The following is a 26,730-nucleotide window of genomic DNA, read 5'->3' on the forward strand; positions in this document are numbered from 1 at the left end:
CCCTCCTAAAACTGCATGATGTCATTCGCATTGACATACAAATCCATCTGCTCGCCTTCTGTGTACAATCTGCGTCCGTCATTCTTTTCCAGATATTTAAGCCTCTGACCGTAGCATTTCAGAACATATTTGGTCAGCACACCATTGAACTCTGCTTCTTCAACCAGTCCGGTAAGATGGGCATAACCCTCTTTTGGTTCTCCGATACATCGCTCAATCCGCACAAATCCGGTTTTCCCGGTATCAAGCTTTCTTGCTGACTGACGGTTGATTTCTTCCAGAAGCTCCTTCTGCATACGGTTGATATCCCCGATGAAATCACATACAAATTCACTTTTTGATTCGTTATAGATCTCATAAGGGGTTCCAACCTGTTCTACATAACCATTGTTAAAGACTGCAATCCGGTCAGACAATGTCAGTGCCTCTTCCTGATCGTGGGTGACATATAAGGTTGTAATTCCGAGTTCCTTCTGAAGACGCTTCAGTTCCATTCGCATGTCAATTCTCAGCTTCGCATCCAGGTTGGACAACGGCTCATCCAGACAGAGGATTTTGGGCTCCAGTACAATAGCTCTGGCCAGCGCCACTCTCTGCTGCTGACCACCGGACAGATCAGCCACGTTTTTGCGCAGCTGCTCCTCCGTGATCTTGATCTTGGCTGCAACCTCATGCACCTTCCGGTCGATTTCCTCCCGGGTCAGCTTTTTGACCTTCATGCCAAACGCGATATTGTCATATACCGTCATTGTCGGAAAAAGTGCATAGCTCTGGAACACCATGCCAATATTTCTTTTCTCGACCGGGAGATTCGTAACGTCTTTGTCTCCCACATAAACCTTCCCCTTTGACGGAGTCAGAAAGCCAACCAGTGCTCTTAAAGATGTCGTTTTTCCGCAACCGCTCGGTCCAAGAAAGGTAAAGAATTCTCCTTCTCTGATGTCAAGGTTCAGATTGTCAATGGCCACAAAATCTCCATATTTAATTTCGATATTTTCATATTTTATCATGGTGTTCTCCTAACTATGTTTCCGGCAGTGCCGCCTGTGTTTTCGCTCTCATCCAGGCACTCTGCATTTTTTATTATTACTGCACGTATTCCAGTTCCGCTTTCTCAACCCAGGAGTCCACATTTTCAGCGATAAAGCTCCAGTCAAGATCCTGCGGCTTCAGAATTTCCATCATTTCCTTGATGTCGTCAGATACCTGAGCCAGTGCTTCTTTCTGGCACGGAATGGTTCCATAATGGTTAGACCAGTCAAGCTGAACATCAGAGCTTCCCAGCCAGTTTAAAAATGCAACACAGGTATCGTACTTCTTGGTTCCGGAAGAAATTGCCAAAGACTCTACGACAAACGGCTCGCCAACCTCCGGAGTCATGATCTGGAATTTATAATCACGCGCTTTCTGTTCCTGAAGAACACCAGATGCCCAGTGCTCATCTAACGGTAAGCTTCCGTTGATAACATTACCGATTGCATCTTCACCACTGTCTACGATGTTGTGCGCATTACCCAGGAACTTAGAAGCGATTTCCCATCCCTCGTCAGAGATTCCCAGATCACCGTTCGGATCCGGATAACGGCTGATGATGCTGGCAAATACAGTCTTTGCAGTTCCTCCTCCCAAACGGTGTAGCTGATACAGTCCCTTATATTCATCTTTGACCAGATCTGTCCAATCCTCCGGCATCGGACTGAAATCTGCATTTCCCATCAGAACCAGAGGTGTTGTTGTGATCGGATAATAATATCCCTCCGGATCGATCAGGCTCTGGTCGACTCCGTCTGTCCAGTCCGGCTTCCACTGCTGTAAAAGACCATTGGCTTTTAATTTTTCGTACTCGATGTTATTCAGGCCAAAGGTAACATCGCAAAGCGGGTTATTCTTCTCAGCGATCATTCGCTCGGTAACCTCAGATGCCCCCAACGCAACCACCTCAATATCAAAGCCTGCCTCTTTCGCTTTCTCGATCAGATACTCTGAACGTCCGTCGGTGCCGCTGTTGGTGTAGACAACCAGTTTTTCACCGGATGCATCCGAAGAAGCTGCTTCGGAAGATTCTTCTGCCGCACTGCTGTCTGCAGCTGCCGCGGTTGTACCGTCAGAGCTGCTTTTACCGCCGCAGCCTGCCAGAAGGCTTGCGCCCATTGCTGTAATCAGTGCCATTGCTAACATTCTTTTTTTCATTGTAAAACCCTCCCTGTATTTGATAATCCAATCATACACTGCTTTTTGAAACGTGTCAATCTTATACTTGTGTATTTTGCTTCTATTTTCATTTTCTTTTTCTCTTTTATTGTGATTTTTTCATGTGTTTTCCTGGCAACTTTGTAAACAGTATAAAAATATGTACATTTTCAGAATCTATCTGGCGCCATCTCGAAACTTCTTGACAATATTCCGTACCCTGTTTCGTCCTTATCCTATCATGGTTTTCTCTTGTTTTTGATAAAATCCCAGTAAAATGTAAGTAAATATTATAACGTTATAATTTGCATCATTTAATATACGGCACTATCGCTGCCCGACAGACAAAAAAAGAGAGCAGAACCTTTCTTTTCATTGTTCTGCTCTCTTTGCGCCACGCACTGCTAAACAGCTGTGTTAATTTCTTCATCTACCAGCTGCTGGGCCCGGTTTAGGGATTCCTCCACCGGCAAAAATCCCATCAGTACATTTTCCACCGCCATACCAAGAATATTTAAAAACTTGGTCTCATTAAATGTCTTGTCAGAATCTGCCGGAATCCTCTGGGTATGGGATTTGCCGAAACAATCCTTTGACAGCTCCAGCCATGGAAAAACATCAATAATATGGTATTTACTGTATGTTTTGATGCTGGGAGAAACACTTCCCAGAGCTGCCATGCCAGAAGCCACCGGGTCGCTGGTCAGCCACTTTATAAAAGCAAGCGCATCCTGCTTGCAGCTGCTGTTTTTCGAAATGCCAATCGTGCCTCCGCCGTAGATTGGATTGCGTCCCGGCACCATGGCAACTCCGATATTACCGACAACCCTGGAGCCTGCTCCCAGAATTTCTGATGCATAGTTACTGAAATTGATCATCATGGCCAGCTTCCCCTCCGCAAAATCCTTTGCTGAGGTCGTCCACCATCTGACAACCTTCTTGTCAGAATACCGTTTTGCCGTCACCAGCTCCTCGAGGGCCTGAATTCCAGCCTGGTCATTGATCACCACTCTTCCGTCCTTTTCATAAAGATGCTTTTTATGGCTGAACAGCCTTGTCAGAAATTCCGTTGCCGTAACACCCAGATTTCCCAATGTCAGATTTGAATAGTAATTCTGCTCCAGATGTTCATTTTCCGCAAAAAATTCTGCAATCTGATTGTACTCTGTAAAGCTTTTCGGCACCTTCAATTCTGAATGATACGTTTCGCTGTAAAGTCTCCGCACGGCAGTGTTTTCAAAGAGATCTTTTCTGTAAAACAGAAGCTGCGTGCTCGGTGTAACCGGAAGCGCATAGGCTCTGCCGTGCACCACAGAATACTTTTTGATCAGAGACGGAATATATTCCTGATAGCAGGAGCCAATATCTGCGTCAATTTCGTCCAGCGGTACCAGAATGCGCTCCGCCAGCCACGACAGCCAGGTAACATCCAGGCGGAAAATATCATAGACATCCTTTTTCTCTGCTTTCAGAAACTGTTCATAAATATCGTCATAAGCATAGACATCAAACAGGATCTGTGTACCGGTTTCTTTTGTATAAAGCCTTGCGAGTCCCTTTAAGATCATAGTCTCCGGGCTGTCAATCGTAAGGATGCGCAGCTGCTTTACCGGCCTGCTGCCACACTCCATCTGATTCCACAGGCGAAATCCATCATTTTCAAAAAGCTGCTCCGGCTGTGCCTGCTTCTCACCGCTTTCTCCAATGAGTGTTTCTGCAACAGCCCGCCCCAGCAGGCCGTAATTCAGTTCATATTTCCGGTAATCCTGCTCCGGAAGTGATGTCACGGAAGATAGCGTAAAAATCGGAATTGGCTGCTCAAGAGAAAAATTCTCCACCACATGCCGGATTTTTTCTGCAAACCGTATATTACTTGTCACCACAGCATCATAATCCTCTTCCTTCATCAAAAGATCGATCATGGAATGAGAAACACGGCGGTTATCTGTTGTAATATGTGTATATTTTACTTTTCCACCACGGAACCGGCTGCACAGTCCTCTGCTGAAATCATGCTCATTGGAAAAGCGCATGGATCTGTGATGACTGCAATGCGATGAAAATCCTCTGAGATCACTTTTTCAGCAATCCGTTTTCCTGCCAGTTCATAATCAAATCCAAAATACGGATAATGTTCTGCCCCGTGCCGTTCGACAAAACACAGGTTTTCAAATCCGGCATAGGCTTCCCTGCACTCTTCCTGATTCATGCAGGTGACTGCTGCAACTCCAAATGCCATCACTGCCTTAGCTCTCTGGAGCATATCATATTCGCTTTTGCGATTATTATTTGTAACCAATAACTCTACAATAAACCCCCGGACCTCTGCATAATTTTTCAGGCAATAATAAAAATCCCGATAATTCCGGTTTTCCATGGAAGGGACGATCACACAGATGATATTTCCGCTTCCCTTGCGAAGAATCCTGGCCCTTTCATTTATCGTATAGCCCAGCCTGCGCGCTGCTTCTTCCACCGCACGGATTTTTTCGCTACTGACATTTCCCTTACCGTTTAAAACATTCGACGCTGTTCCCTGTGACACTCCTGCAAGCTTTGCAACATCGATGATCGTTGCCATCTTCTCCCCCCTGACATTCTGCTTTTATCGTAACTGTTCATCCGCATATCCGTGCAGCAAAGGCACAGGTCTGCTGAACAGTTTCCTTTTATCCATATTGTAGCAACCCGCTGTGCAAAAAACAAGAATGACTTCCGGATTTACAAACTGCGCTACAAATTATATAATAGAGCCATTACAGCAGCTGCGCCTCCCTGCGCAGCTGCCAAAACATGATTCAGAAAGGATTTTTACCATTGATTACAAAGCTCATTGAAACCGTTTATGCCTTTTTGTGGGGTGATCTGTTTACCCTTCCGGTCATGGGAAGCTCTGTGGGCATCTCCCTGATGCTTCTGCTGCTCATCCCGGCCGGAGTCTACTTTACCATCCGTACCCGGCTGCTTCCGGTTCGCCTGTTCTCTGACATGATGAAAGCCCTGAAAGAGAAAAAAGAAACGCCGGACAGCCTGTCCTCATTTCAGACGCTCATCATCTCCACTGCCACCCGTGTTGGCATGGGAAATCTGGTAGGCGTCGTAGCTGCAGTTTCCCTGGGTGGTGCCGGTGCCGTATTCTGGATGTGGGTGACTGCCCTTCTCGGTGCTTCTACTGCCTTTGTAGAAGCTGCTCTGGCACAAAAATACAAAGAACCGGACCCTCTTTACGGCGGCTATCACGGAGGACCGGCTTACTACATTCACCATTTTGTCGAAGCAAAAACCGGAAAAACCCTCAGACATTCCCTGACTGCCTCCCTATTTGCCATCTCCGGCCTGATCTGCTGGTGCGGCATCAGCCAGGTAATCAGCAATTCCGTAAGCTCTGCTTTTGCCAACGCATTCCGGATTCCGCCTATCGTCACCACGATCCTTCTGGTATTACTGGCTGCAGTCATTGTGCTTCGGAAAAACGCAACCATAAAAGTTCTGGATATTATGGTTCCGATCATGGCGGTTGGTTTTTTCCTGCTTACATTGTTCATCATCCTGGTCAATCTGCCAAAGCTTCCGTCCGTATTCAGCCGTATCTTTTCAGAGGCCTTCGGCATGCGTCAAGCGGTATCCGGCGGTTTCGGAGCTGTTCTTATGAACGGGGTCAAGCGCGGTCTGTTTTCCAATGAAGCTGGTTCCGGCTCCGCTCCCTGCGCGGCTGCCGCCGCCCAGAGCAAAGATCCGGTCCATACCGGTCTGACCCAGTCGCTTGGCGTTCTGATTGACACCCTTGTAATCTGCAGCTGCACTGCCATGATCATGCTGCTGGTTCCGGAAGAGCTGACAGGCGGCCTTACCGGCATGGATCTCCTGCAGACCGCCATGCAGTACCACCTGGGATATGCCGGTGTCATTTTTATTGCAGTGACCCTGGCTTTGTTCAGCTTCTCCACCTTCATCGGCATTCTCTTCTACGCCCGTTCCAACGTGGCATACCTCTTTGGAAACCGCTGGTGTTATCAGACTGCCTACAAGGTGCTGGCTCTCATCATGCTGTTTATCGGTGGCCTTGAGCAGTATACGGTTGTCTGGGATCTGGGCGATGTAGGAATCGGACTTATGACACTGTTTAACATTGCAGTACTGTATCCGATGTCAAAAGAAGCACTGGAATTGTTGAAGCAGTATGAAGAGAAGAAACATTTGCAGTAATTACTAGAATATGAAACAATTATAAAGTTTATAAATACAGAATTTATAGAGATTCAAGAAAAAAGGGGGAATCATTCATGCCGCTGTCTGTCCTGATCGAGATGACCATTTCCGCCATTCTCACCGTGTGGTCACCGGGCCCCAACAATATCCTGTTGCTTTCCACGGCAAGCAAGTACGGGGTGTCCGGCAATCTGCGTTTTATGACAGGCATCTGGAGCGGTTCCCTCACGCTGATGTGCCTTTCCGGGCTTTTTTGCAGCACGCTCGGCACGGTGATCCCGGGAATCCAGCCTGTGATGAAGTATCTGGGAGCTGCCTATATTTTGTATCTGCCTGGCAGACTTTAAAGCGGCGTCCGCCCTCCGGCCAGACGCAGGAGAAAAAGCCCACCTGGCTGATGGGCTTTTTCCTGCAATTAGTCAATGTAAAGATCATCATTTACGGACTTACCATGTTTTCCGCGTACATCCTGCCTTACGAATCCAGAAGTTACATGCTCTTTTTCTTTGCCGTTTATCTGATGGTCCTTGGCGCACTCGGAAATCTGATCTGGGCCTTTGCGGGAAATGTGCTGAAGCGGTTCTACACCAGCTGCTATAGCTGATGAACGCTGTTATGGCATTGCTGCTGGTGTGGTGTTCGCTGCGGATCATAGGTGTGTTGTAATCCACTCCCGCAATCCGGCAGCCACCCTCTTCACCAGACCATGATTCTTCCCACCTGCATTGATCCCGATCACAACCAAATCGTTTCGCACAATGGCAGGAAACTGGAAATCACACTGGTTCTGGTCACCGGCATGGTTGACCGGAATGCCGCGTTCATGGCAAAGACGTGCAATTTCATCGTTCACAGCCGAGTTATTGGTTGCTGCAATAACCAGAAATGCCTGTTCCAGATCCTGTTCTGTAAAAACGCGGCGTTTCCAGGTCAGAAGTCCTTTCTCCGCAAGTGCCGGAACCGGAACGATTCTACATTCCCCGATGGATTGTTGATTCTTGTCTGATTGGTCTGAAAACTCATTATTTTCCTCCGGTGCCACCACCGTCACATCCGCGCCAAATTCCACCAAAGCCGTGGCGCGCCGGGCCGCAATCTTCCCGGCTCCTGCAATCAGTATCTTTTTCCCGCGCAAATCTACAAATAGCGGGAAATATCCTGTATCATATCCCATCTTTTCCTCCATGTTACTGTTTCCGCGTCCTGCAAACGAGTGTGCCATGCAGCCACCTGACAGACCATCGTTCCCTCCGTGTTGCTCTTTCCACGCTGCACAGCCAGCAGCTGCCGGAATTCTATAACCGCTGTCCCTGCAGCTGCTGTTTTTTGTTTCAGACAGCTTACAGCATGCCTTCCACATCTGCCTGCATCACGGCCGCCATGCCCTCCGCTGTATACTCCACCGCATCTGCGTAAACCGGAAGTCCCAGTTCCTGAAGTGTTTTTGTGGTAGAGGGGCCGATGGAAATGAGCTTTGCAGTCATCTGCACCTTCACCTCCTGCTCCAGCATTGCAGCCAGCGCCTGGGCCGCAGAGCTGCTTGCTACGGTCACATAGTCCACCTCCCGGATCACCCGGTTTAATTCTTCTGCGCGTCGCAGGTCGGTCCAGGTTTCATAACAGCCGATATCATCGTATGCAATTCCTGCCTTTGCCAGTGCCTGCGGCAGTACCACAGAGCCGCGTTCAGCGCGGAATAAGGCAACCGTTTCCTCCGGCTTTAAGGCCGGGATCCACTCTGCTGCCAGATCCGCCCCGGAAAAGCTTTCCGGCACAAAATCACTCTGGAAACCATGGCGTAAAAGTGCCTCCGATGTTTTCCGTCCAATGACTGCGAACTTTACATTCATGAGGCTGCGCAGGTCAATCCCCTGTTTTCTTAACATCTCAAAGAAGATATCCACTCCATTTCCACTGGTGAACACGATCCACTGGTAAGTTCCGATTTTCCTAAGCGCCTGCTCAATCTGTTCATTCCACAGTGGTCTTGTTTCGATCAGGCTTAATGCGATCAGCTCCGCTCCAAGCGGATGAACCGTATCTTCCATCTCTTTTGCAAAGCCTCTGGTTCCGGTCACCAGGATCCGTTTTCCGGAAAGAGCCCCTTTTCCAAACCAGGAAAGGGAATCCTTTAAGTCCACTACCGGGCCTATCACGGAAATCGCCGGGGTTTTTAAACCGGCACGCTCTGCCGTCTCTGCGATATGGGCCAGATCGGCCTTCACGCTTTTCTGGGCTGCCGTGGTCCCTCGCTCCAGGACGGCAGCCGGTGTTTTCGGGTCTTTTCCATTAGCAATCAGATTTGAGGCGATCTTATCCAGATTTTTCAATCCCATGAGGAAAACCAGCGTTCCCTCTTCCTTTGCAAGGGTCCGGTAATCCAGTGCAGACTCTTCCTTGCTGATATCCTCATGTCCGGTGATCACATGGAAAGAAGAAGCCAGGCCGCGGTGTGTCACCGGGATTCCCGCATAAGCCGGTACACTGTAGGAAGATGACACACCAGGTACGATCTCAAACGGAATCTTTCTTTTCGCAAGCTCCAGTGCTTCCTCTCCACCGCGCCCGAAAATAAAGGGATCGCCGCCCTTTAAGCGGACAACTGCTTTCCCTTCCAGCGCCTTTTCCACCAGCAGCGCAGAAATCTCCTCCTGGCGCATGTGGTGATGACCGGAACGTTTGCCTGCATAGATCAGCTCTGCATCCAGCCGGGCCTCATTTAAAATAGAACCGGAGATCAGGTTGTCGTAAACGATCACATCGGCTTTCCGAACGCAATCCAGCCCTTTTTTCGTAAAAAGGCCGGCATCTCCCGGTCCTGCACCAACCAGATAGACCGGTTTGCAGCGGACCGCAACCGTCAGGTCGTGAGCCAGCTTTTTCGCACAATCGAGAGGTTCTGCCTCCAGCACACAGCTCTGGCTCCGGTACTGCGGGTGCACGCCGTCCTGTGCATACATCACATGCATCGTCAGCTCACCGGCTTTTCTATCCAGCCTGCAGTGCGCTCCGCACGGGGCATTGCAGCCACCGCCCAGGATTGTCAGAAACTCCCGCTCTGCCGTAAGCTCCGCCTCTGTCTCCACAGAATGGATGGCCTGCATGATCTCTGCCAGCTCTCCTTCCCGGATTTCCACTGCCAGGATTCCCTGCCCTGCTGCCGGCACAAACTGTTCCCGGTCAAGATGCTCAAAATACAGGGTATCCGCAGCCTCACTTCCCGCACTCAGTTTTTTCCCCTCGATCTCCAGACGCTTCAACCCCGCTGCAGCCAGCAAAATCCCGTCATACTGCCCGCTCTTTAACTTTTCCAGCCGGGTCTGTACATTTCCGCGCAGCAGCTTCACCTGCACCTGCGGGTTCATCTGCTGAATCTGGATCTGTCTACGCAGGGAGCTGGTTCCAATTACACTTCCCGGCGCCAGTTTCCGGGCCGGAGTGCCGGTTGTCGTGACCAGCACATCGGACGCATCCTCCCGTGAAAGCACTGCTCCAAGAGCCAGTCCTTTTGGAAATTCCATCGGCATATCCTTGGCACTGTGGACTGCCATATCGATTTTTCCTTCCAGGAGTGCTTCCTCCAGTTCCTTAGTGAAGACTCCTTTTCCACCAAAGCTGGTCAGCGAACGGTCCAGGATCTTATCTCCCTTCGTGCTCATCGGCACAATTTCGATCTCTAAAAATGGAAAATGTGCCAGAATCACTTCCCGCACAATTTCCGTCTGGACCATTGCCAACCGGCTCTTTCTTGTTCCGATCCGCAATGTGTTGTTATTCATTTACAATTCCTCTGATTTCTCATTCACTTTTTGTGTTGCCACTCACGCACAGCGCAGACAACGGCGGATTTCCCGCACAGTCACGGCTTTTATTCCTGTAGTAATCCAAGCTTCTCCATGGCATACCAGATGCCGTCCTGCTCCACGGTTTTCGTCAGAAAACTGGCATACGGCTCCAGCTCCGGGCTATGTTTTCCCATAAGCACTGCATTCGGCACATGCTCAAACATGGCCATGTCGTTGGTGCTGTCGCCGAATACATAAGCATCCTCAAGCGTCAGTCCGTAATGCTTTAATACCACGTCAATGGCAGTTGCCTTGCTGAAGCCCTCCGGAACACACTCATAAAAGCCGTCTCCCCGGTCGATCACAGAAATATCCAGATCCAGGTTCCGGAAAAAGCCGGTCCGGTCACTCTGCCCGTCGGTCAGCACACAGAACTTATTTACTTCCTCATCTACCGCTTCCGGCGCAATCCACTCCACCAGCTTTCCGAAATTACTGCGGAGCTGCTGCCCAAACGGCATACGGCCGGAAGCGCTGCAGTAATAACAGGTTCCCGGTCCCTCCAGGAAGATATCCGCGTCAGAATCTACCGCAAGTCTGGCAATGCGCCGGACCTGGGCAGCTGGCATCAGCCGGTTTAAGAGAATGTTGCCTTCGGATTCCACATAGGTTCCGCAGCCGCAAAGCCAGCCATCTGCCTCGGCAATATTGTGGATTTGCTCCGTTTCCCCGTAGGAACGCCCGGTGTTGATAAAAACCAGATGTCCCAGTGAGCGGGCAATGGAAATGGCTTTCTTGGCACTCTCTGGAACCGTTTTTGTTACTTCACTGAGTAACGTTCCGTCAATGTCAAAAAATAACGCTTTTCTCTTACTCACGCTTCATCTCCGCGGAACACGATCGTGCCCGTTTTTTCATCCATACTGTCAACGATCGCAAGGGATTCCAGACGGATTCCCTTAGAACGGATGATGTCTCCGCCTACCTGGAAGCCTTTTTCGATGACAATGCCAGCTCCTACTAACTCTGCGCCGGATGCCTCAACCAGGGCAGCCAGTCCCTCCAGGGCCTTTCCGTTTGCCAGGAAATCATCGATCAGAAGAACCTTATCGCCTTTTCCAAGGAACTCCTTGGAAACAATGATATCGTAAACACGTCCATGGGTATAGGATTCTACCTTGCTGGTGTAAACATCTCCGGCGATATTCTTGGTCTTTGTTTTCTTCGCGAATACCACCGGCACATGAAACTGCTGTGCAACCACGCAGGCAATGCCGATTCCGGATGCCTCGATGGTGAGGATCTTGTTGATCTCACAATCCGCAAATCTGCGCTTGAACTCCTTACCGATCTCCACGAAAAGATCGGTGTCCATCTGGTGATTCAAAAAACTGTCTACCTTTAATACGTTTCCTGCTTTAATCTTTCCATCCTTACGGATTCTGTCCTTTAAGAGCTGCATCTGGATATCCCCCTTGTATTTTTCTGGTTGTCTCTTTTATTTTTCCCTGTAACTTTTTCTGTTACCATTCACACAGATAACTATTTATTTTACTACTGCATTATCAGCAATAAATTCAATTACCTTATAAATCATGGCTCTCTCGTCGATGCCATCCTCCCCGTAAGTATCCTGCAGGGTCTTTAGATCACTTCCATACTGCTGTGCAATGTTCTCACGGTCAGCATCCTCGATCGTGAGACCTTCCTTCTCTGCAATGGCGTCGATCAGAAGCTGCTGCTTAATTCCGTTTTCCGAATCCTTTCTTAACTGGTCTTTAAACTCGTCTTCGGTCATTCCGCTCATCTCTGCATAGCTCTCCAGGGTAAAGCCATAATAGGAGAACATATTTTCGTAGTAGCTGAGCTGGTTTTCGTATAACTGGTCTACTGCTGCCTCGTTCACACTGAATTCAGAATTGTCCATAGCTACCTGGAACGCATCGTTCTGCAGCTGCTGCTCGGCATTCTGCTCCTTCTCACTCTGAAGAGTGGAAAGGGTGTCGGCACGGAACTCATCGACCGTGGAGAAATCAGAAACACGCTGTACAAACGCATCGTCTAAAACAGCTGATTTCTTTTCTTCGATCTTGTTTACGGTTACATCAAATACAACCGCCTGTCCGGCCAGATCTGCATTGCCGTAATTTTCCGGGAAGGTCAGGTTCAGGCTGCGCTCTTCCCCGGTAGTGGCACCGATCAGACCGTCCTCAAAGCCATCGATAAAGGTACCGGAGCCAAGCTCTAAGTCATACCCCTCTGCAGTTCCGCCGTCGAATGCCTCGCCGTCCTTCATGCCTACATAATCAATATTTACCGTATCGCCTTCCTGGGCCGGGCGGTCGGTGATCTCAATGATCTCCGGGTTTGCTGCCAGGATATTCTGGATGCGGGCTTCCACTTCCTCATCGGTTACGGCAGTATCTGCCTTCGTCACCTCAACACCCTTGTATTCGCCAAGCTTTGTTACTTCACCCTTGTCGGTGATCTCAGCCTGGGTCTCGCTTGCTGCAGTGGTTGTCTCAGTTGTATCTGACTTTTTGCCGCAGCCTGCCGCCAGAAGTACTGCTGCCGCACAGCAAAGGGTCAGTTTCACATGTTTTCTCATAATTCTTGTCCTCATTTTGTCTTTCTCAATATTTCCTACAGTTATAACATATCGCAGGCATGAAAAAAAGCATTTCCTTATAATTTTATCATTTTTTTAGACAGACGGCTGCTGTTTGCACAAGCATCCCCAGCAGCCGTAAGTGACACGCATTCCCTATTTATAAAACGCGCAGAACGCTTTGTATGTATTGTATACATCCAGCTTGGAGGAAAGCTCAAACGGCGCATGCATGGAGAGAATCGGCACACCCAGATCCACCACATCGATGTTCATATGCGCTACATACTTGGCGATGGTTCCACCGCCACCCTGGTCTACCGCACCAAGCTCACCGGCCTGCCAGTACACTCCGTTTTCTTCCATGATTCCGATCACCTTTGCCATGGTCTCTGCGCTGGCATCGTTGGAGCCAGACTTTCCGCGTGCTCCGGTGTACTTGGTCAGGACACAGCCCTTGTTGATGTAGCAGGAGTTATTCGCCTCATACACATCCGCAAAGGTCGGGTCGTAAGCCGCGTTGACATCGGAAGAAAGGCAAAGTGCGTGCTCGCACAGATCCTTGACATCTGCCCCCTGCATCTGGGCCAGACGCTCCAGATAATGCTTTAAGAAATCGGAATTCATGCCGGTGTTGCCCTCGGAGCCGATCTCCTCCTTGTCAACCAGCGCCGTTACCGTGGTGTATTCCGGGCGCTGTGCCTGTATTTCTGCCATCAGCGCCGTATAAGCGCAGACGCGGTCATCCTGTCCGTAAGCACCGACCATGCTGCGGTCCAGGCCGATATCGGCAGCCTTGTATGCCGGGACCATGACGATCTCAGCCCGGTAAAAGTCTGCCTCGGTAATACCATATTTCTCATTTAAGAGCTTTAATGCCATCAGCTTCACCGGCTCTTTTACGCTGTCATCCACGAACGGAATGGAACTGATGATCACATTCAGTTCTTCTCCCTTTAAGCCTTCGCTTAGCTTGCGCTCATTCTGCTTTGCTGCCAGGTGCGGGAGCAGGTCACTGACGCAGAATACCGGATCGCCTTCTTCTTCACCAATTGAAATTTTTACGGTCTCGCCGTTCTTCTTAATGACCACGCCGTGCATGGCAAGCGGGGTGGTTCCCCACTGGTATTTACGGATTCCGCCGTAATAATGGGTCTTGAAATAAGCAATATCCGTTTTCTCATAAACCGGATTCGGTTTTAAGTCCAGACGCGGGGAATCGATGTGTGCGCCATTGATGCGGACACCTTCCTTTACCGGCTTTTCACCAAAGGTTGTCATGATGATCGCTTTTTTGCGGTTGATGAAGTATACCTTATCCCCCGGCTGGTACTGCTTTGTAAAGTCAATGGCATGGTAACCTGCTGCTTCCAGGCGGTTTACCGCGGCCTCTACGCACTCGCGCTCGGTCTTTCCTTCATTCAAAAATGCTTTGTATCCTTCGCAGAACGCTGCTGACTCGTCCACCTGCTTTGGTGCTTCCTTTCCGATATGTGGGAAAGAAAATGTCAGCTGCTCTTCTAACAGCTTTCCTGCGGATTTCTCTTTTTTACTCATGATGTCTGCTCCTTCTTCTGTTCCTGTTTGCGCAACGCGTGAACAAGAATCACTTTTTCTTTCATCTACGCATGAATGCCGTTTTCATCGGCATCCAGCACCAGCGTAAACGGCCCGTCATTTAACAATTCTACCTTCATGTCTGCGCCAAAGCTTCCATGCTCCACCTTCGGAACATACTGCCTGCAGCGCTCCACAAAATACTCATAAAGCTGGTTTGCCTTATCCGGCGCCCCCGCCTTGATAAAGCTCGGCCGATTCCCCTTATGGCAGTCCGCATACAAAGTAAACTGGCTGACCACTAAAAGCTCCCCGCCTACATCGGTCAGGGACAGGTTTGTTTTCCCGTTTTCATCGGCAAAGATCCGAAGCTTGCAGATCTTATCTGCCATTTTATCGGCTACCGTCTCATTGTCCTCATCAGACACGCCAAGAAGGATCAGAAATCCGTTTCCGATCGCCCCGATGACCTCACCGTCGACCTTGACACTGGCCTGTGTCACTCTCTGTAAAACTACACGCATAGTATTCTCCTGTTGTAATGGTTTTCGATTCACCGTTGTTCTGTATTCTATTCTCTAGTCTGAAGCATCGCCCGGCACCATTCTAGCGTAATACCAGCTTCAAATACTCCAGCAGGGATTCCGTTGCCTCTTCCCGGTAGACGATCTCCCTCGCCAGCACCGGACGATCTGTGATAATGCCGTCTACCCCGAGAAGGGTCAGCCGCTCCAGTTCGCTCTTGGTATTGACCGTCCATGCATAGACTGCCTTACCTTGTTCATGCGCATTCTGCATCAAGGCAGAGGTCACAAAACCGGAACGGATGCTGATAAAATCGACATCCTCATTGGAATAAAAATTTCCGTAAGCCGCAGAGATAATGTATCCGGTACGGATCTCCGGCAGCACCTCCTTCACCCGCTTTAAGTAAGACAGGTTGGTGGAAGTGATCACGCACTGGTTCTCCATTCCGTATTCTTTGATCATCTCCGCCGTTTTTTCCGGCAGCTCGCTGTTTTTTCCTACATATTTGATCTCGACATTCAGACCAATCTTCTGGCTGCACAGCTCCAGCACCTCGCTAAGTGACGGAATCCTGGTGCCCTCATATTCCGGTGAAAACCAGGAGCCCACATCCAGCTTTTCCAGCTCCGCAAAGGTCATCGATGCGATCGACCGGTTCACCCCTGCCACCCGCTTCAAGCTGGCATCGTGCCCCAGAACGATCACCCCGTCTGAGGTCATCTGTACGTCGATCTCCGCACTGTCTGCCATTTCCTCCATGGCTGCCTCAAGCGCCGGAATGGTGTTTTCCGGTGCAGTGACCGAGCTTCCGCGGTGCGCCGTGATCTCCGTTTCGATGAGAAGCTCTTCGGAAAGCTCCGAGCCGTTGCGGACCAGATCATAGATATAAAACATTCCGACACAGACTGCCGCGGTCAGGACAATCACCAGTGTTTTGCGGTTTATGCTTCCCTTTGCCGGATAACCAAAGTCCCATCGTTCTGTGTGGAACCGGCGGTTTCTATACTGGTAATAAGCCACGGAAAGTGCCGCATACACCGCCACAGTTGCAAAAATCGAAGCCAGATAGATGATTCCGGTCTCCAGCCGGCCAGCCGCGGAAAGGAGGATCGCCATAGACAGGCTCTGCCTGAAAAAACGTACCGCACAAATTGCAGCAATGCAGACGGAAGCCGCATACACCGCTATGGCAAACGCGATCACCACAAGCTCCCAGAACATGGCAAGCGAAGCGATCTTCCATTTCCGCTTGTGGGTCATCTGCCAGCTCCGCACTACCCCGCTGTGAAAATGCTTTTGCTCGATCATACAGCCGTAAGCCGTGAGACACCTTGGAATGAGCGCCAGTATCCCAAACAGCAGCAGGATCAGCAAAAATGCCACTGCGACCGGCTGCTTTTTCAGCTCCTGGAAAATAAAATTGGCCGGCTTATAGCGGACGATCGTCCGCAAAATAAACGGCAGATGGATCAACAGATACTGGGCTGTCACCAAAAGCGGCAAACGCCAGTTTCTCTTTAATATCTCATCCTTTAATTTCTGGATCCCGCCCCACAAAATATGCAAAGGGGTCAGCTTCTGATAATAGGCTGACCCCTGAAATGCAGTAATCAGTCCGGCCGTCTCCAGCGACAGCAGCAGGATCCCGGCAAACGCCACCGCGGCAAATATCAGCAGCGTCACCGGCCGTATCAGGAAGTTTCCGATATTAGCCGGTGTCAGATAGCTGTAGCCTGCCGCCTTCAGCGCAAGCCGGATCCCGCGGCTGACAAGCCGCATATAGACCGGTGTTGTGATTCCACGGTATAAAAGCTCGAACAAAAGAATATTTTTCCAGTTCTGCCGTATGATCTGCCAGGTATCTTTTGTCAATCTCTTCATAGATTACTCTTTCGGCTCCGGTTCGTCCTCCTGGGCCTTTCTGGTCTCCAGGATCGACTGGTTCAAAGAAAACATCTTTGCATCCAGCATATCGACCATATCGGCGCATGCCTTCAGCTCAGCCTGCAGCGAATCCGGACCGCTTCCTTCAAACTTATAATAGATCTTGTGCTCCAGGCTGGCCCAGAAATCCTGCGCGATCGTGCGGATCTGGATTTCCACCTTGGTTTCCACCGGACCTTCCGTGAGATAAATGGGGATCGTCACCACCATGTGATAACTTTTGTAGCCGTTTGGCTTGGGTTTGCGGATGTAATCCTTCACATAAAGAACCGTAACGTCTTTTTGTCTGGCGATCATGTCCGCGATCTGGTAAATATCCTGGTTAAAAGAACAGATGATGCGGATTCCCGCAATGTCACTGAGTTTCTCTACCATGTTTTCAATGGTGACCTCATAGCCATTGCGCTTCATTTTCTTGACGATGCTGTCCGGAGTCTTGACCCTGGATTTGATGTGTTCGATGGGCGTATGCCCATACATATGGATGAACTCTTCGTTTAAGATCTCAATTTTGGTGTTGATTGCCTTCAGTGCCGATTCGTACAGAAACATGACAGAATTCCATTGATCCAGCTGACTGTAGGCATTTGGGATATATACCAACCCTATCCCTCCTTTGATTGATGCGCTGCAGCCGGAAAAAATCTTAGAACTTCAGGCCCTGCAGCAATGCGCCTAAACCAGTCGTTGCCTCGCCGGTCTCTTTGTAGTCGAATTTTTCTACCGGCTCTTCCGGCTCGCCGTCTGCAGTCAGAGCTTTCATGCTGAGGCTGATCTTGCCGTCTTTTACGCCGGTAACCTTTACGGTCACGTTCTGACCCTCTTTTAATACTACGCCCGGATGTTTGATGCGCTGGTTGCTGATCTGGGAAACGTGTAAGAGTCCGCTCAAACCATTCTCCAGATTGATGAATGCACCGTAGTCCTTTAAGCTGTCTACGGTACCATTCACAACAGAACCAACTTCAACAGCAGCAAGTTTCTCTGCACGCTCTGCTGCCTTTTTCTCCTCCAGGACTGCTCTTGCGGAAAGAACCAGTCTCTTTTTCTCCATATCTACCGTGATCGGAACCACCTCGAGGTGCTGGCCTACCAGATCTTCCAGCTTCTCAACATAGTGATCTGCTGCCTGGGATGCCGGGATAAAGCCCTGAATATCGTCGACAAATGCAACCAAACCGCCTTTGACAGCCTCTTTTACTTTTACCTTTAATACGGTTTTATCCTGCATCTGCTGTGCAAGCTCTGCCCACTTCTCTGCGTCCGGACCTTCCTGATCCTGATATGCATTACTGCGGCGTGCGTCATATTCCTTATAAGATGCCTCCAGCTCGCTGGCAAAATCTTCCATTGTTTCTTTTACTTCGCTCATGATGTTTACTCCTTTTCCCGTTCCCTCTGGGAACGTCTCAATACTACTACCCACTTTACCATATTTCCTGTCAATTTGCTATAGTTTTCTGGTTTTCTCCCGAAAAGCGTGTTATAATTTTCATGTTGGAACCGGACCGTCCTGCCCGGATCCGGCAGGCTTATTTTGATTACATCCATGTCATATTTTATCAGGAGAACTTACACTATGATCCACGATATTTTAGATCTTCATACCCATACGATCATGAGCGGACACGCCTACAATACCATGCAGGAAATGCTCCGCTCTGCATCCGAAAAAGGTGTGAAACTTCTTGGCATCACCGAGCATGCCCCGCGCATCCCGGGTGCCTGCCACCCCTTTTATTTTATTAACTTCAAGGTCGTCCCAAGGCAGCAGTTCGGCGTTAAGCTGATGCTGGGCTGTGAGCTGAACATCATCGACTATGAGGGGAACATTGACTTAGAACCCCGCTATGTGAACGGGCTGGACTTTGCCATTGCCAGCATCCACGATCCCTGCTATACCAGCGGCACCGTTGCCCAGAACACGGCTGCCTACCTGGGCGCCATGAAAAATCCGGCTGTTCAGATCATCGGCCACCCGGACGACGGACGTTTCCCAGTCGATTACGAGACCCTGGTCTGCGCCGCAAAGGAGAACCACGTACTTCTCGAAGTCAATTCCAGTTCCCTGCATCCGCAGTGCCACCGCCTGAACGCAAAGGAAAACTATATCACCATGCTGGAGCTGTGCCGCCGCCACAGGGTATCCGTCATTCTCGACAGCGATGCACACAGTGATGCCGACGTCGGCAACCACATCCGTGCCTGGGAACTGCTTCACGAGATTGATTTTCCGGAGGAGCTCGTTGTCAATTCTTCGATAGAAAAGGCGGCACAATATATTCCTTACCTAAACCAGACACTTTATCTTGGAGGTAACATCCATGATTAACTTTTTAAACCTGGAATATTTTCTGGTTGCCGCCGAGGAACTGAATTTTACCAAAGCAGCCAAAAAGCTTTTCATCTCCCAGCAGTCCTTAAGCAACCATATTTCCAATATGGAAAAAGAGTTCGATGTCATCCTCTTCAACCGCACCACACCCCTGACCCTGACCTACGCAGGCCAGGCTTTAAAGGAAAAGGCAAAGCAGATGCTGGAGCTGCGCGACGAGACCTACCGGCAGCTCGCCGATATCAAAGACTTCTCGGTTGGTCAGCTGACACTTGGACTTTCCCATACCCGTGGCCGTGTCATTCTGCCGGAAATCCTGCCTGTATTTAAGGATCGTTTTCCGAACATCGACTTAAAGCTGGTCGAGGGCAATTCCTCCGAACTGGCAGACGACCTTCTGCACGGCAACATCGACCTGATCATCGACATGCTTCCATTTAAAGTAGAAAATGTCGAAACCGTACCGATCTGCGAAGAGGAGATCCTGCTCGCCGTCCCGGACAGCGTTCTGGAACATGCATTTCCGGGGCGCTTAAAAGAGATCAAAGCCCAGCTTTCCGAACATACCGACTTAAAGCTTCTGGCAAACTGCCCATTTCTTCTGATCAACAAGGGAAACCGTGTCCGGACCATTGCGGACGAGATGTTTGAGGAAGCCCAGATCACACCGGATATCGTGCTGGAGACCGAGAATATCCAGACAGTCCTGGCTCTGGCCGAAAAAGGCATGGGTATTACCTTTTATCCGCGTATGTTCATCTCCGGCCAGGAGGAATCGCAGGAAAAAGCCAAGTCTGCGTTAAACTTCTACTCCCTGGACTATTCCAAAGCGCACGGAGTTTTAGCTATCGGTTACCACAAAGGTCATTATATGTCGCAGGCAACCAAAGAATTCATACAAACCGCAAAAGAAATGATTTAAGGAAAAAAAGACTTGACAGTCTGCTCCGTATTTGCTATAATACAATCATAGTAATCATTACTATTATTTATTGATGAAAGGAGCCGCGATGAAAACATTAAAATACAGCCGTCAGAGGGAATCCATCAAAGCTAGTCTCATGAACCGCAAAGATCATCCGACTGCAGACGCCGTATACGCAAGTATTCGCGAGGAATTCCCGAACATCAGCCTTGGCACTGTCTACCGGAACTTAAACCTCCTTGTAGCGTTAGGGGAAGTCCAGAAGCTCACCTTTGGTGATGGCAAGGACCACTTCGACGGAGACACCAGCCTGCATTATCACTTTGTATGCAGAAGCTGCGGTGCTGTCATCGATCTCCCCATGGAGCCACTTTCCGATATTGACCAGAAAGCGCAGGCTTGCACCGCAGGCGAAGTGGACGCGCACACCGTATTCTTTTTTGGACGCTGCGCAGAGTGCCTGAAACAGGTACAGCATTAATACCAAACCGTATCTGAATCGCAAATGCGTATTACCGTTTTGTACCTGACTGGACAATTTCCCGGCAGGTTCTGAAAATTTCGAGCTTCACTGAGAGATCCCGGCAGGTCAGTGCCGGAATCTCTCAACACAATAAAACCTCCAGCCAAAAAACAGCTGGATAATTACAAAATTCACATGTAAAGGAGAACTGAGTTATGAAGAAATGGGTTTGTACTGTATGTGGTTACGTTTATGAGGGAGATGCTGCACCGGAGTTCTGCCCGGTATGTAAGGCACCGGCTTCCAAATTTAAAGAGCAGGCTGGCGAGATGACCTGGGCTGCTGAGCATGTAGTAGGCGTTGCACAGGGTGTCAGCGAAGATATCTTAGCAGACCTGCGTGCAAACTTCGAGGGTGAGTGCTCTGAGGTTGGTATGTACCTGGCTATGGCAAGAGTTGCACACAGAGAAGGCTACCCGGAGATCGGCCTTTACTGGGAGAAGGCAGCTTATGAGGAAGCTGAGCATGCTGCAAAATTCGCAGAGCTGTTAGGCGAGGTTGTAACCGACTCCACCAAGAAAAACCTGGAGATGCGCGTTGCTGCTGAGCATGGCGCAACCGAAGGCAAGTTCGACCTGGCTAAGAGAGCAAAAGCTGCAAACCTCGATGCAATCCATGACACCGTTCATGAGATGGCAAGAGACGAAGCAAGACACGGGAAGGCATTTGAGGGTCTGTTAAAGAGATACTTTGGTTAATCAATAAAGCATCCGCATATATGGGCTGCAAAATAAGTCACTGATCAAAGAACGCCAGAATCGGGCATACCGGTTCTGGCGTTCTTCTTTCTCTGGTTCAGGCCGTTACAGGGCAGATAAAAATGTGCAATAAAAAACGAAGACCGTCTGATTCTATGACAGTCTTCGCTGCTTTAGCTTTGAATTCCTATGAATTTTGCCACCCTCATCTCCAAGCGTATTCCCGCAAACCACAGCTTCGCCAGATACTCCTGCCATGGTGAAACATTCAGATACCGCTTCATGTAATACAGCGTACTCTCTTCCCGGATTTTCTGGCGTTTCATGGCATCGGAAAAGGATTTGCTAATGGATGTGGAATGTTCGTGGTCATAATGCTGGTTTAACAGCAGCACACTGCGGTATCCCGCCTGCTGCATCCTGCGGCCCAGAACCTGCTCCTCCTCATAGAGAAAGATTCCTTTATCGTAGCCTCCGGCTTCCAGAAATTTCTCTCCGTCCACCATTAGCATGGAACCGTGCACGGCTCCCACATATACCGCATTCCTGCCCTGGAAGTAAGAATCCGGGTAATCAAATGACCTGCCAAACAGGCGTCTGCTCACCGGTCCCATGCTGAGAAGCTCCCGTGTAAAGCTTCGGAGCGGCCATCCATTTTTTAAATCCGGATAGCGGGCATCGTGAATCCGGGTCGTCACAATCCCCACCTCCGGATGACGGGCAAATACTGCCAGCATTGCTTTTAAAGACTGCTCGGAAAATACCACATCCGGATTTGCGATCAGCACATGGGTGGCACCGCCCTTCTCTACCGCATAACGGACACCGGTGTTGTTGCCGGAACCGTAACCGCCATTTTTTTGCGCAATCAGGATTTTGATTTTCTTAGTCTGGCTGCAGTTTTCCTGCCCTTCCAACTGTTTCAGCCTCTCCAGCGAATCGTCTGTAGAAGCATTATCCACCACAATAATCTGATGCAAACACTCGTAATCTGCAATTAACCTTACCAGTTTTTCCGTTGTCTCTGCATCATTATAATTTAAGATCACACAACTTAGTCGCATACTCATACTCCCGACTTTTCCGGCCACTGCGCCCACTCCTTTGTTTCGGGATTTTCTGCGTTTTCCTCATCCACTTTCGGCTGGCGCATTTTCTCCGCTTTCGGGATCGTTACGCACATCGCCAGGGTCTGCAGCATGGAATTCTTATAAAAATGATTATAACGGATATTTTTCAGGCGACCTGCCACAGACTGGTATGGGAGTGCCAAAAAGGCTCGAAGTGTCATGCGCTCGCCCTTATCCATCTCTTTCCAGAACATGCGGCCAAACGCAATGCCCTGATTCAGCATCCGGCGGTAATTCCGCTCCACCTCTTCCCCGCGACCGAGGCGGGCCTGCATCTCCTCAAAACTACCTGCATCCTTTGCGCCCAATACATTATTTCCATGCTGGCGGTATTTGGATAAAGCCCTCGGTATAAATTCAATCACACCAAAGCAGGAGGCGGTAAGCGCGATCCACCAGTCATGCATACAGCAGATTTCCGGCTCCTTCGCACAGCGCTCAAGAAGGGCACGATTGATCATCGAAGCGCCACCGGTCACCTGATTTTCCACCAGAAGCTCTGCAAAGCTGTTCCGGTCCGGATTCTGATGCGTATAGCCTGCAAAGCTCTCATGGATCTCGTACATGTCCTCATCCACCACTTCCATATCCGAGTACAAAAGAATCGGACACTGCTTTCCCAGTCCCTTTTCCAGCACCCGCATCCGGTGCAGCATGACCTTTACCTTGTTGTTTTCCCATACATCATCCTGGTCACTGAAGAAAATGTATTCGTTTTTTTCATCCTTCAGGGCTTCTTTCATCAGCCAGAAAAAGTTTCCGGCAGCACCGCCTGTATGCTCCGTTCTGTGGTGTAAAAAGACCTGTTTCGGATACCATCCGGCATAATCGTTTAACATTTCCCGGGTTCCGTCATCGGAACCATCGTCGGAGATCAGGATCTTTACCGGAACCGTCTGCGCCAGAATCGAATCCAGCTGCTGCTCCAGATACTGCTTTCCCTGATATGTTGCCATCAAAACCGTAATCATTTATTATTTCCTCCGATTTTCCACAAGTTTCATTCCCAGCTTCCGGCTCACCATCCGCCGCACCGGCGGGCAAACGGCTGTCGCATAATCCAGCATATGGTAAGCCAGCATATACATCCGCTTTCCCTCTTCCTTCACGGCTCCTGCCCACGGAGTCTTTGCCAGATACAACTCGTAGGCCCTGCGGTAATGGTTAAAGTTTCCCGCGATCCATGGCCGCTCATCACCCATGTAATGGATGATCGACGGATGCTTTTTCGCGATCTGCAGCTCTCTCGGTGTGACTGCCTTATACGTTTTTCCCTGGCGCACCAGCTCCCGGTACGAAAAGTAGCGATAGTTGGTGAAGAAATTGTAGCGCGGCATCAGCGTATGGATCTGCCCTTTCAGCGTGCCATTAATCACATCCTGGTCGCTGGCAAACAGCTTTCCGCCTTTGCTCTTCCAAAACTCCAGAAGTTTTTTCTGAACTCCTTCTTCGCGCCATTTTTTTAAATCAACCAGAAGAACGCCGGAATTATAGTACGGATTTTCCTCGTCCAGGTCAATGGATTCCTTCACCGCCTGGTAGATCGTCGGCTCCATCACGGCTCCAACGATGTTCCCCTCCAGATTTTCCTTCCACAGATGCTTTAAAGACTGGAGCACCACCGTATCGCAGTCCAGATACAGCACCCGCTTCACGGACTCCGGAAGCATATCGCCCATAAACAGGCGCAGCATAACACTGATATCGAAACCACCGGTATCCACCTCATAGCCGATCCGCTCCCGCAGGTCATCCATGTTAACGCAGACCAGTTCCCGCCCAAAATGCGCTGCGATCTCCTCTAACCGCTCCTGGTTTTCCCTGGAAAGGCCCAGTGTCAGGACATAAACCGTAATCTCTGCAAAGTCCCGGTTCTGGTCAAGCAGCGAGTACATTGACGTGCCTAAATGCCTTGCGTAAGCATCATTCGAGGCGTAAACCACATTCATACATTCCCGGTCCATCTTTATTCTCCCATGCACTCTTTCGTGCGCTTCAGCGCAGAAGCAATAACCTTATCCATGTCATAGTACTTATACTCTGCCAGGCGGCCGCCGAAGATCACATGTGCTTCCTTCTCCGCCAGAGCCGCATACTGCTGGTACAATGCCTGGTTCTTCTCGTCATTCACCGGATAATATGCCTCCATGCCCTCTTTCCAGTCAGCCGGATACTCTCTGGTGATCACAGTCTTTGGCTGCGTTCCAAACTCAAAATGCTTATGCTCGATCACACGGGTATACGGAGTCTCACGGTCTGTATAGTTGAGCACCGCAACGCCCTGGTGATTCTCCTCGTCAAGCACCTCCGACTCAAAACGCAGGCACCGGTACTCCAGCTTGCCGAACTGATACTGGTAATACGCATCGATGGTTCCGGTATACACCACGGTTTCGCCAAGCGCATCGTAATGCTCCTTATGCTCCAGATAATCCACGCCGGTCTCAATATCGCAGCCTTCAAACAGCTTGTTGATGATCACATTATAACCGCCGATCGGGATACCCTGGTACAGGTCATTAAAGTAGTTGTTATCGTAAGTAAAACGCACCGGCAGTCTACGGATGATAAAAGCCGGAAGGTCCTTGCAGTCTCTTCCCCACTGTTTCTCCGTATAGCCCTTCACCAGCTTCTGGTAGATGTCGGTTCCAACCAAGCTGATGGCCTGCTCCTCCAGGTTCTTCGGCTCCCCGGTCACTGCCGTCTTCTGCTCCTCGATGATAGCCTTCGCCTCCGCCGGAGTGCTGATGCCCCACATCTTGCTGAAGGTATTCATGTTAAACGGCATGTTGTACATCTCGCCCTTGTAATTTGCAACCGGGCTGTTGGTATAACGGTTAAACTCCGCTAGCCCATTCACATAGTCCCACACCTGGCGGTCACTGGTATGGAAAATGTGGGCGCCATAGCGGTGCACATGAATGCCCTCGACATCCTCACAATACACATTTCCGCCGATGTGATCGCGTTTTTCCACAACCAGACAGGTTTTTCCTCGCTTTTTTGCCTCATAAGCCCAGACACCTGCGTAAAGTCCGCTTCCTACCAGTACATAATCATATTTTTTCATAGTAAAATCCACCTTGTCTTTCTTTTGATCTGATAGTTTGTTGCTGTTCACATGCTGCGCAAACAGCAGCGACAGTTTCATTTTTCTCTGGAAACTGCCATGATTTCTCTGTTATCTAATATACTATAGCTTCCCCAAAAAGTAAATTTGTTACTGTTTTCGCTTTGCCCTGATCCAGAAACTTCCTGCCTGTGAACAGTAACTCGTGGACACCTCTTCATTTTACTGTTATAATGGGAAGACGGAACAACTAAAAAAGCTGCCGTACACATATATGACGCATATATGGGCGGCAACGAAACGTGACATACAATGTAAAACAAACCGTAAATACGAAAGGTGGAAAAAATATATGTGGTTAGCAGATGGCTGGAAAGATTATCAGGTCATTGACTGTTCAAAAGGAGAAAAACTGGAAAGATGGGGCGAGTACCTCTTAGTCCGCCCGGACCCGCAGGTCATCTGGGACACTCCAAAGACACACAAAGGCTGGAAACATATGAATGGTCACTATCACCGCAGCGCCAAGGGCGGCGGCGAGTGGGAGTTTTTTGATCTCCCGGAGCAGTGGACCATCGGCTACAAGGGCCTTACCTTCAACTTAAAACCATTCAGCTTTAAGCACACCGGACTCTTCCCGGAGCAGGCTGCAAACTGGGACTGGTTCGGCGATAAGATCCGCAATGCAGGCCGCCCGGTCAAGGTCTTAAACCTCTTTGCCTACACTGGCGGCGCTACGCTGGCTGCTGCCAAGGCCGGTGCCTCCGTCACTCATGTCGATGCCTCCAAGGGCATGGTCGGCTGGGCAAAGGAGAATGCCGCATCCTCTAACTTAAGCGATGCCCCGATCCGCTGGCTGGTCGATGACTGTGTAAAATTTGTAGAGCGTGAGATCCGCCGCGGCAACCACTACGATGCCATCATCATGGACCCGCCATCCTACGGCCGCGGCCCGAAGGGCGAAATCTGGAAGATTGAAGATGCGATCCATCCGCTTGTAAAGCTGTGTGTCCAGCTCTTATCCGATGACCCGCTCTTCTTCCTCATCAACTCCTACACCACCGGACTTGCTCCGGCAGTCCTCACCTACATGATGAGTACCGAGATCGTACCGAAATTCGGCGGTCACGTGGAAGCCCAGGAAATCGGACTTCCGGTCACCGAAACCGGACTGGTGCTGCCATGCGGTGCATCTGGACGGTGGGAGAAGTAAATAACCATTTGATCC

The 26,730-nt window shown here is 49.7% G+C and carries 26 protein-coding genes; 8 read left to right on the top strand and 18 right to left on the bottom strand.

The genetic code is table 11. The annotated features are described in order from the left end of the window. Nucleotides 1-5: 5 nt before the first annotated feature. The 4 genes from DXA97_RS01175 to DXA97_RS20575 form a co-directional block, all read right to left on the bottom strand. On the bottom strand, nucleotides 6-1,010 hold the full coding sequence (locus DXA97_RS01175) for an ABC transporter ATP-binding protein (RefSeq protein WP_118718276.1): 1,005 nt from the start codon (nucleotides 1,008-1,010) through the stop codon (nucleotides 6-8). 76 nt (nucleotides 1,011-1,086) lie between these two features. Next, entirely contained in the window at nucleotides 1,087-2,190 is a 1,104-nt protein-coding gene (locus DXA97_RS01180; RefSeq protein ID WP_118718277.1) for an extracellular solute-binding protein, read from the bottom strand. 404 nt (nucleotides 2,191-2,594) lie between these two features. Then, complete coding sequence (locus DXA97_RS01185; RefSeq protein WP_243107499.1) at nucleotides 2,595-4,223, bottom strand: extracellular solute-binding protein; 1,629 nt, start codon at nucleotides 4,221-4,223, stop codon at nucleotides 2,595-2,597. Next, the gene (locus tag DXA97_RS20575; protein ID WP_243107500.1) at nucleotides 4,157-4,771 is read right to left on the bottom strand and encodes a LacI family DNA-binding transcriptional regulator; all 615 of its coding nucleotides are present in this window, start codon (nucleotides 4,769-4,771) and stop codon (nucleotides 4,157-4,159) included. Before DXA97_RS20575 ends, DXA97_RS01185 begins: the two co-directional genes overlap by 67 nt. A 212-nt stretch (nucleotides 4,772-4,983) precedes the next feature. Between DXA97_RS20575 and DXA97_RS01190 the strand changes: the two genes are divergently transcribed. From DXA97_RS01190 to DXA97_RS01200, 3 genes are all read left to right on the top strand, one after another. Further along, entirely contained in the window at nucleotides 4,984-6,396 is a 1,413-nt protein-coding gene (locus DXA97_RS01190; RefSeq protein WP_347561409.1) for an alanine/glycine:cation symporter family protein, read from the top strand. A gap of 77 nt (nucleotides 6,397-6,473) precedes the next feature. Beyond that, a complete protein-coding gene (locus tag DXA97_RS01195; RefSeq protein WP_118718278.1) occupies nucleotides 6,474-6,746 on the top strand; it encodes a LysE family transporter in 273 nt (90 codons plus the stop codon). A gap of 50 nt (nucleotides 6,747-6,796) precedes the next feature. Then, nucleotides 6,797-7,003 (top strand): hypothetical protein, encoded by a 207-nt coding sequence (locus DXA97_RS01200; RefSeq protein ID WP_118718279.1) that lies wholly within the window; start codon nucleotides 6,797-6,799, stop codon nucleotides 7,001-7,003. 45 nt (nucleotides 7,004-7,048) lie between these two features. On the opposite strand, the gene DXA97_RS01205 is transcribed toward DXA97_RS01200, so the two are convergent. The 10 genes from DXA97_RS01205 to DXA97_RS01250 form a co-directional block, all read right to left on the bottom strand. After that, nucleotides 7,049-7,573: a bifunctional precorrin-2 dehydrogenase/sirohydrochlorin ferrochelatase gene (locus DXA97_RS01205; RefSeq protein WP_243107501.1), complete on the bottom strand. Its 525-nt coding sequence runs from the start codon at nucleotides 7,571-7,573 to the stop codon at nucleotides 7,049-7,051. A 166-nt stretch (nucleotides 7,574-7,739) separates the two neighbouring features. Next, nucleotides 7,740-10,178 (bottom strand): hydroxymethylbilane synthase, encoded by a 2,439-nt coding sequence (gene hemC, locus DXA97_RS01210; RefSeq protein WP_118718280.1) that lies wholly within the window; start codon nucleotides 10,176-10,178, stop codon nucleotides 7,740-7,742. 89 nt (nucleotides 10,179-10,267) lie between these two features. Beyond that, a complete protein-coding gene (locus tag DXA97_RS01215; RefSeq protein ID WP_118541333.1) occupies nucleotides 10,268-11,062 on the bottom strand; it encodes an HAD family hydrolase in 795 nt (264 codons plus the stop codon). Next, nucleotides 11,059-11,646, bottom strand: a complete 588-nt coding sequence (locus tag DXA97_RS01220) for a xanthine phosphoribosyltransferase (RefSeq protein WP_118541331.1) — start codon at nucleotides 11,644-11,646, stop codon at nucleotides 11,059-11,061. Before DXA97_RS01220 ends, DXA97_RS01215 begins: the two co-directional genes overlap by 4 nt. A gap of 84 nt (nucleotides 11,647-11,730) precedes the next feature. Beyond that, nucleotides 11,731-12,792 (bottom strand): trigger factor, encoded by a 1,062-nt coding sequence (tig, locus tag DXA97_RS01225; protein WP_182436763.1) that lies wholly within the window; start codon nucleotides 12,790-12,792, stop codon nucleotides 11,731-11,733. A 156-nt stretch (nucleotides 12,793-12,948) separates the two neighbouring features. Next, a complete protein-coding gene (locus tag DXA97_RS01230) occupies nucleotides 12,949-14,349 on the bottom strand; it encodes an aminopeptidase (protein ID WP_118718282.1) in 1,401 nt (466 codons plus the stop codon). A gap of 65 nt (nucleotides 14,350-14,414) precedes the next feature. Further along, entirely contained in the window at nucleotides 14,415-14,873 is a 459-nt protein-coding gene (gene dtd / locus DXA97_RS01235) for a D-aminoacyl-tRNA deacylase (RefSeq protein WP_118718283.1), read from the bottom strand. A gap of 82 nt (nucleotides 14,874-14,955) precedes the next feature. Beyond that, complete coding sequence (locus DXA97_RS01240) at nucleotides 14,956-16,758, bottom strand: glycerophosphodiester phosphodiesterase (protein ID WP_118718284.1); 1,803 nt, start codon at nucleotides 16,756-16,758, stop codon at nucleotides 14,956-14,958. A gap of 3 nt (nucleotides 16,759-16,761) precedes the next feature. After that, on the bottom strand, nucleotides 16,762-17,424 hold the full coding sequence (locus DXA97_RS01245; RefSeq protein WP_118541321.1) for a GTP pyrophosphokinase family protein: 663 nt from the start codon (nucleotides 17,422-17,424) through the stop codon (nucleotides 16,762-16,764). Between the two features lie 43 nt (nucleotides 17,425-17,467). After that, nucleotides 17,468-18,193, bottom strand: coding sequence for a S1 RNA-binding domain-containing protein (locus DXA97_RS01250; protein ID WP_118541319.1), 726 nt, complete (start codon nucleotides 18,191-18,193; stop codon nucleotides 17,468-17,470). A gap of 207 nt (nucleotides 18,194-18,400) precedes the next feature. Between DXA97_RS01250 and DXA97_RS01255 the strand changes: the two genes are divergently transcribed. The 4 genes from DXA97_RS01255 to DXA97_RS01270 all read left to right on the top strand — a co-directional run bounded on the left by DXA97_RS01255 (nucleotide 18,401) and on the right by DXA97_RS01270 (nucleotide 21,302). Then, nucleotides 18,401-19,153 carry a phosphatase gene (locus DXA97_RS01255; protein ID WP_347561410.1) on the top strand — a complete coding sequence of 251 codons (753 nt, stop codon included), beginning with the start codon at nucleotides 18,401-18,403 and terminating at the stop codon, nucleotides 19,151-19,153. Continuing rightward, nucleotides 19,146-20,078, top strand: a complete 933-nt coding sequence (locus DXA97_RS01260; protein ID WP_118718285.1) for a LysR family transcriptional regulator — start codon at nucleotides 19,146-19,148, stop codon at nucleotides 20,076-20,078. Before DXA97_RS01255 ends, DXA97_RS01260 begins: the two co-directional genes overlap by 8 nt. Nucleotides 20,079-20,166: 88 nt before the next feature. Continuing rightward, on the top strand, nucleotides 20,167-20,562 hold the full coding sequence (locus tag DXA97_RS01265) for a transcriptional repressor (protein WP_118718286.1): 396 nt from the start codon (nucleotides 20,167-20,169) through the stop codon (nucleotides 20,560-20,562). A 197-nt stretch (nucleotides 20,563-20,759) separates the two neighbouring features. Next, nucleotides 20,760-21,302, top strand: coding sequence for an NADH peroxidase (locus DXA97_RS01270; RefSeq protein ID WP_118531709.1), 543 nt, complete (start codon nucleotides 20,760-20,762; stop codon nucleotides 21,300-21,302). 173 nt (nucleotides 21,303-21,475) lie between these two features. Here DXA97_RS01270 and DXA97_RS01275 read toward each other — a convergent pair whose 3' ends face one another. From DXA97_RS01275 to glf, 4 genes are read right to left on the bottom strand one after another with little or no spacing between them, the layout of a single operon-like run. Next, complete coding sequence (locus tag DXA97_RS01275; RefSeq protein WP_182436764.1) at nucleotides 21,476-22,366, bottom strand: glycosyltransferase family 2 protein; 891 nt, start codon at nucleotides 22,364-22,366, stop codon at nucleotides 21,476-21,478. A 2-nt stretch (nucleotides 22,367-22,368) separates the two neighbouring features. Then, nucleotides 22,369-23,403: a glycosyltransferase family 2 protein gene (locus DXA97_RS01280; protein ID WP_118718288.1), complete on the bottom strand. Its 1,035-nt coding sequence runs from the start codon at nucleotides 23,401-23,403 to the stop codon at nucleotides 22,369-22,371. A 3-nt stretch (nucleotides 23,404-23,406) separates the two neighbouring features. Beyond that, the gene (locus DXA97_RS01285; RefSeq protein ID WP_243107502.1) at nucleotides 23,407-24,396 is read right to left on the bottom strand and encodes a glycosyltransferase family 8 protein; all 990 of its coding nucleotides are present in this window, start codon (nucleotides 24,394-24,396) and stop codon (nucleotides 23,407-23,409) included. Between the two features lie 2 nt (nucleotides 24,397-24,398). Further along, nucleotides 24,399-25,502 carry a UDP-galactopyranose mutase gene (glf, locus tag DXA97_RS01290; protein ID WP_118718372.1) on the bottom strand — a complete coding sequence of 368 codons (1,104 nt, stop codon included), beginning with the start codon at nucleotides 25,500-25,502 and terminating at the stop codon, nucleotides 24,399-24,401. Between the two features lie 352 nt (nucleotides 25,503-25,854). Between glf and DXA97_RS01295 the strand changes: the two genes are divergently transcribed. Next, nucleotides 25,855-26,715, top strand: a complete 861-nt coding sequence (locus tag DXA97_RS01295) for a class I SAM-dependent methyltransferase (protein WP_118718289.1) — start codon at nucleotides 25,855-25,857, stop codon at nucleotides 26,713-26,715. Nucleotides 26,716-26,730 lie beyond the last annotated feature (15 nt).

This window comes from Clostridium sp. OF09-36 (assembly GCF_003481985.1).
Taxonomy (GTDB): domain Bacteria; phylum Bacillota; class Clostridia; order Lachnospirales; family Lachnospiraceae; genus Brotaphodocola.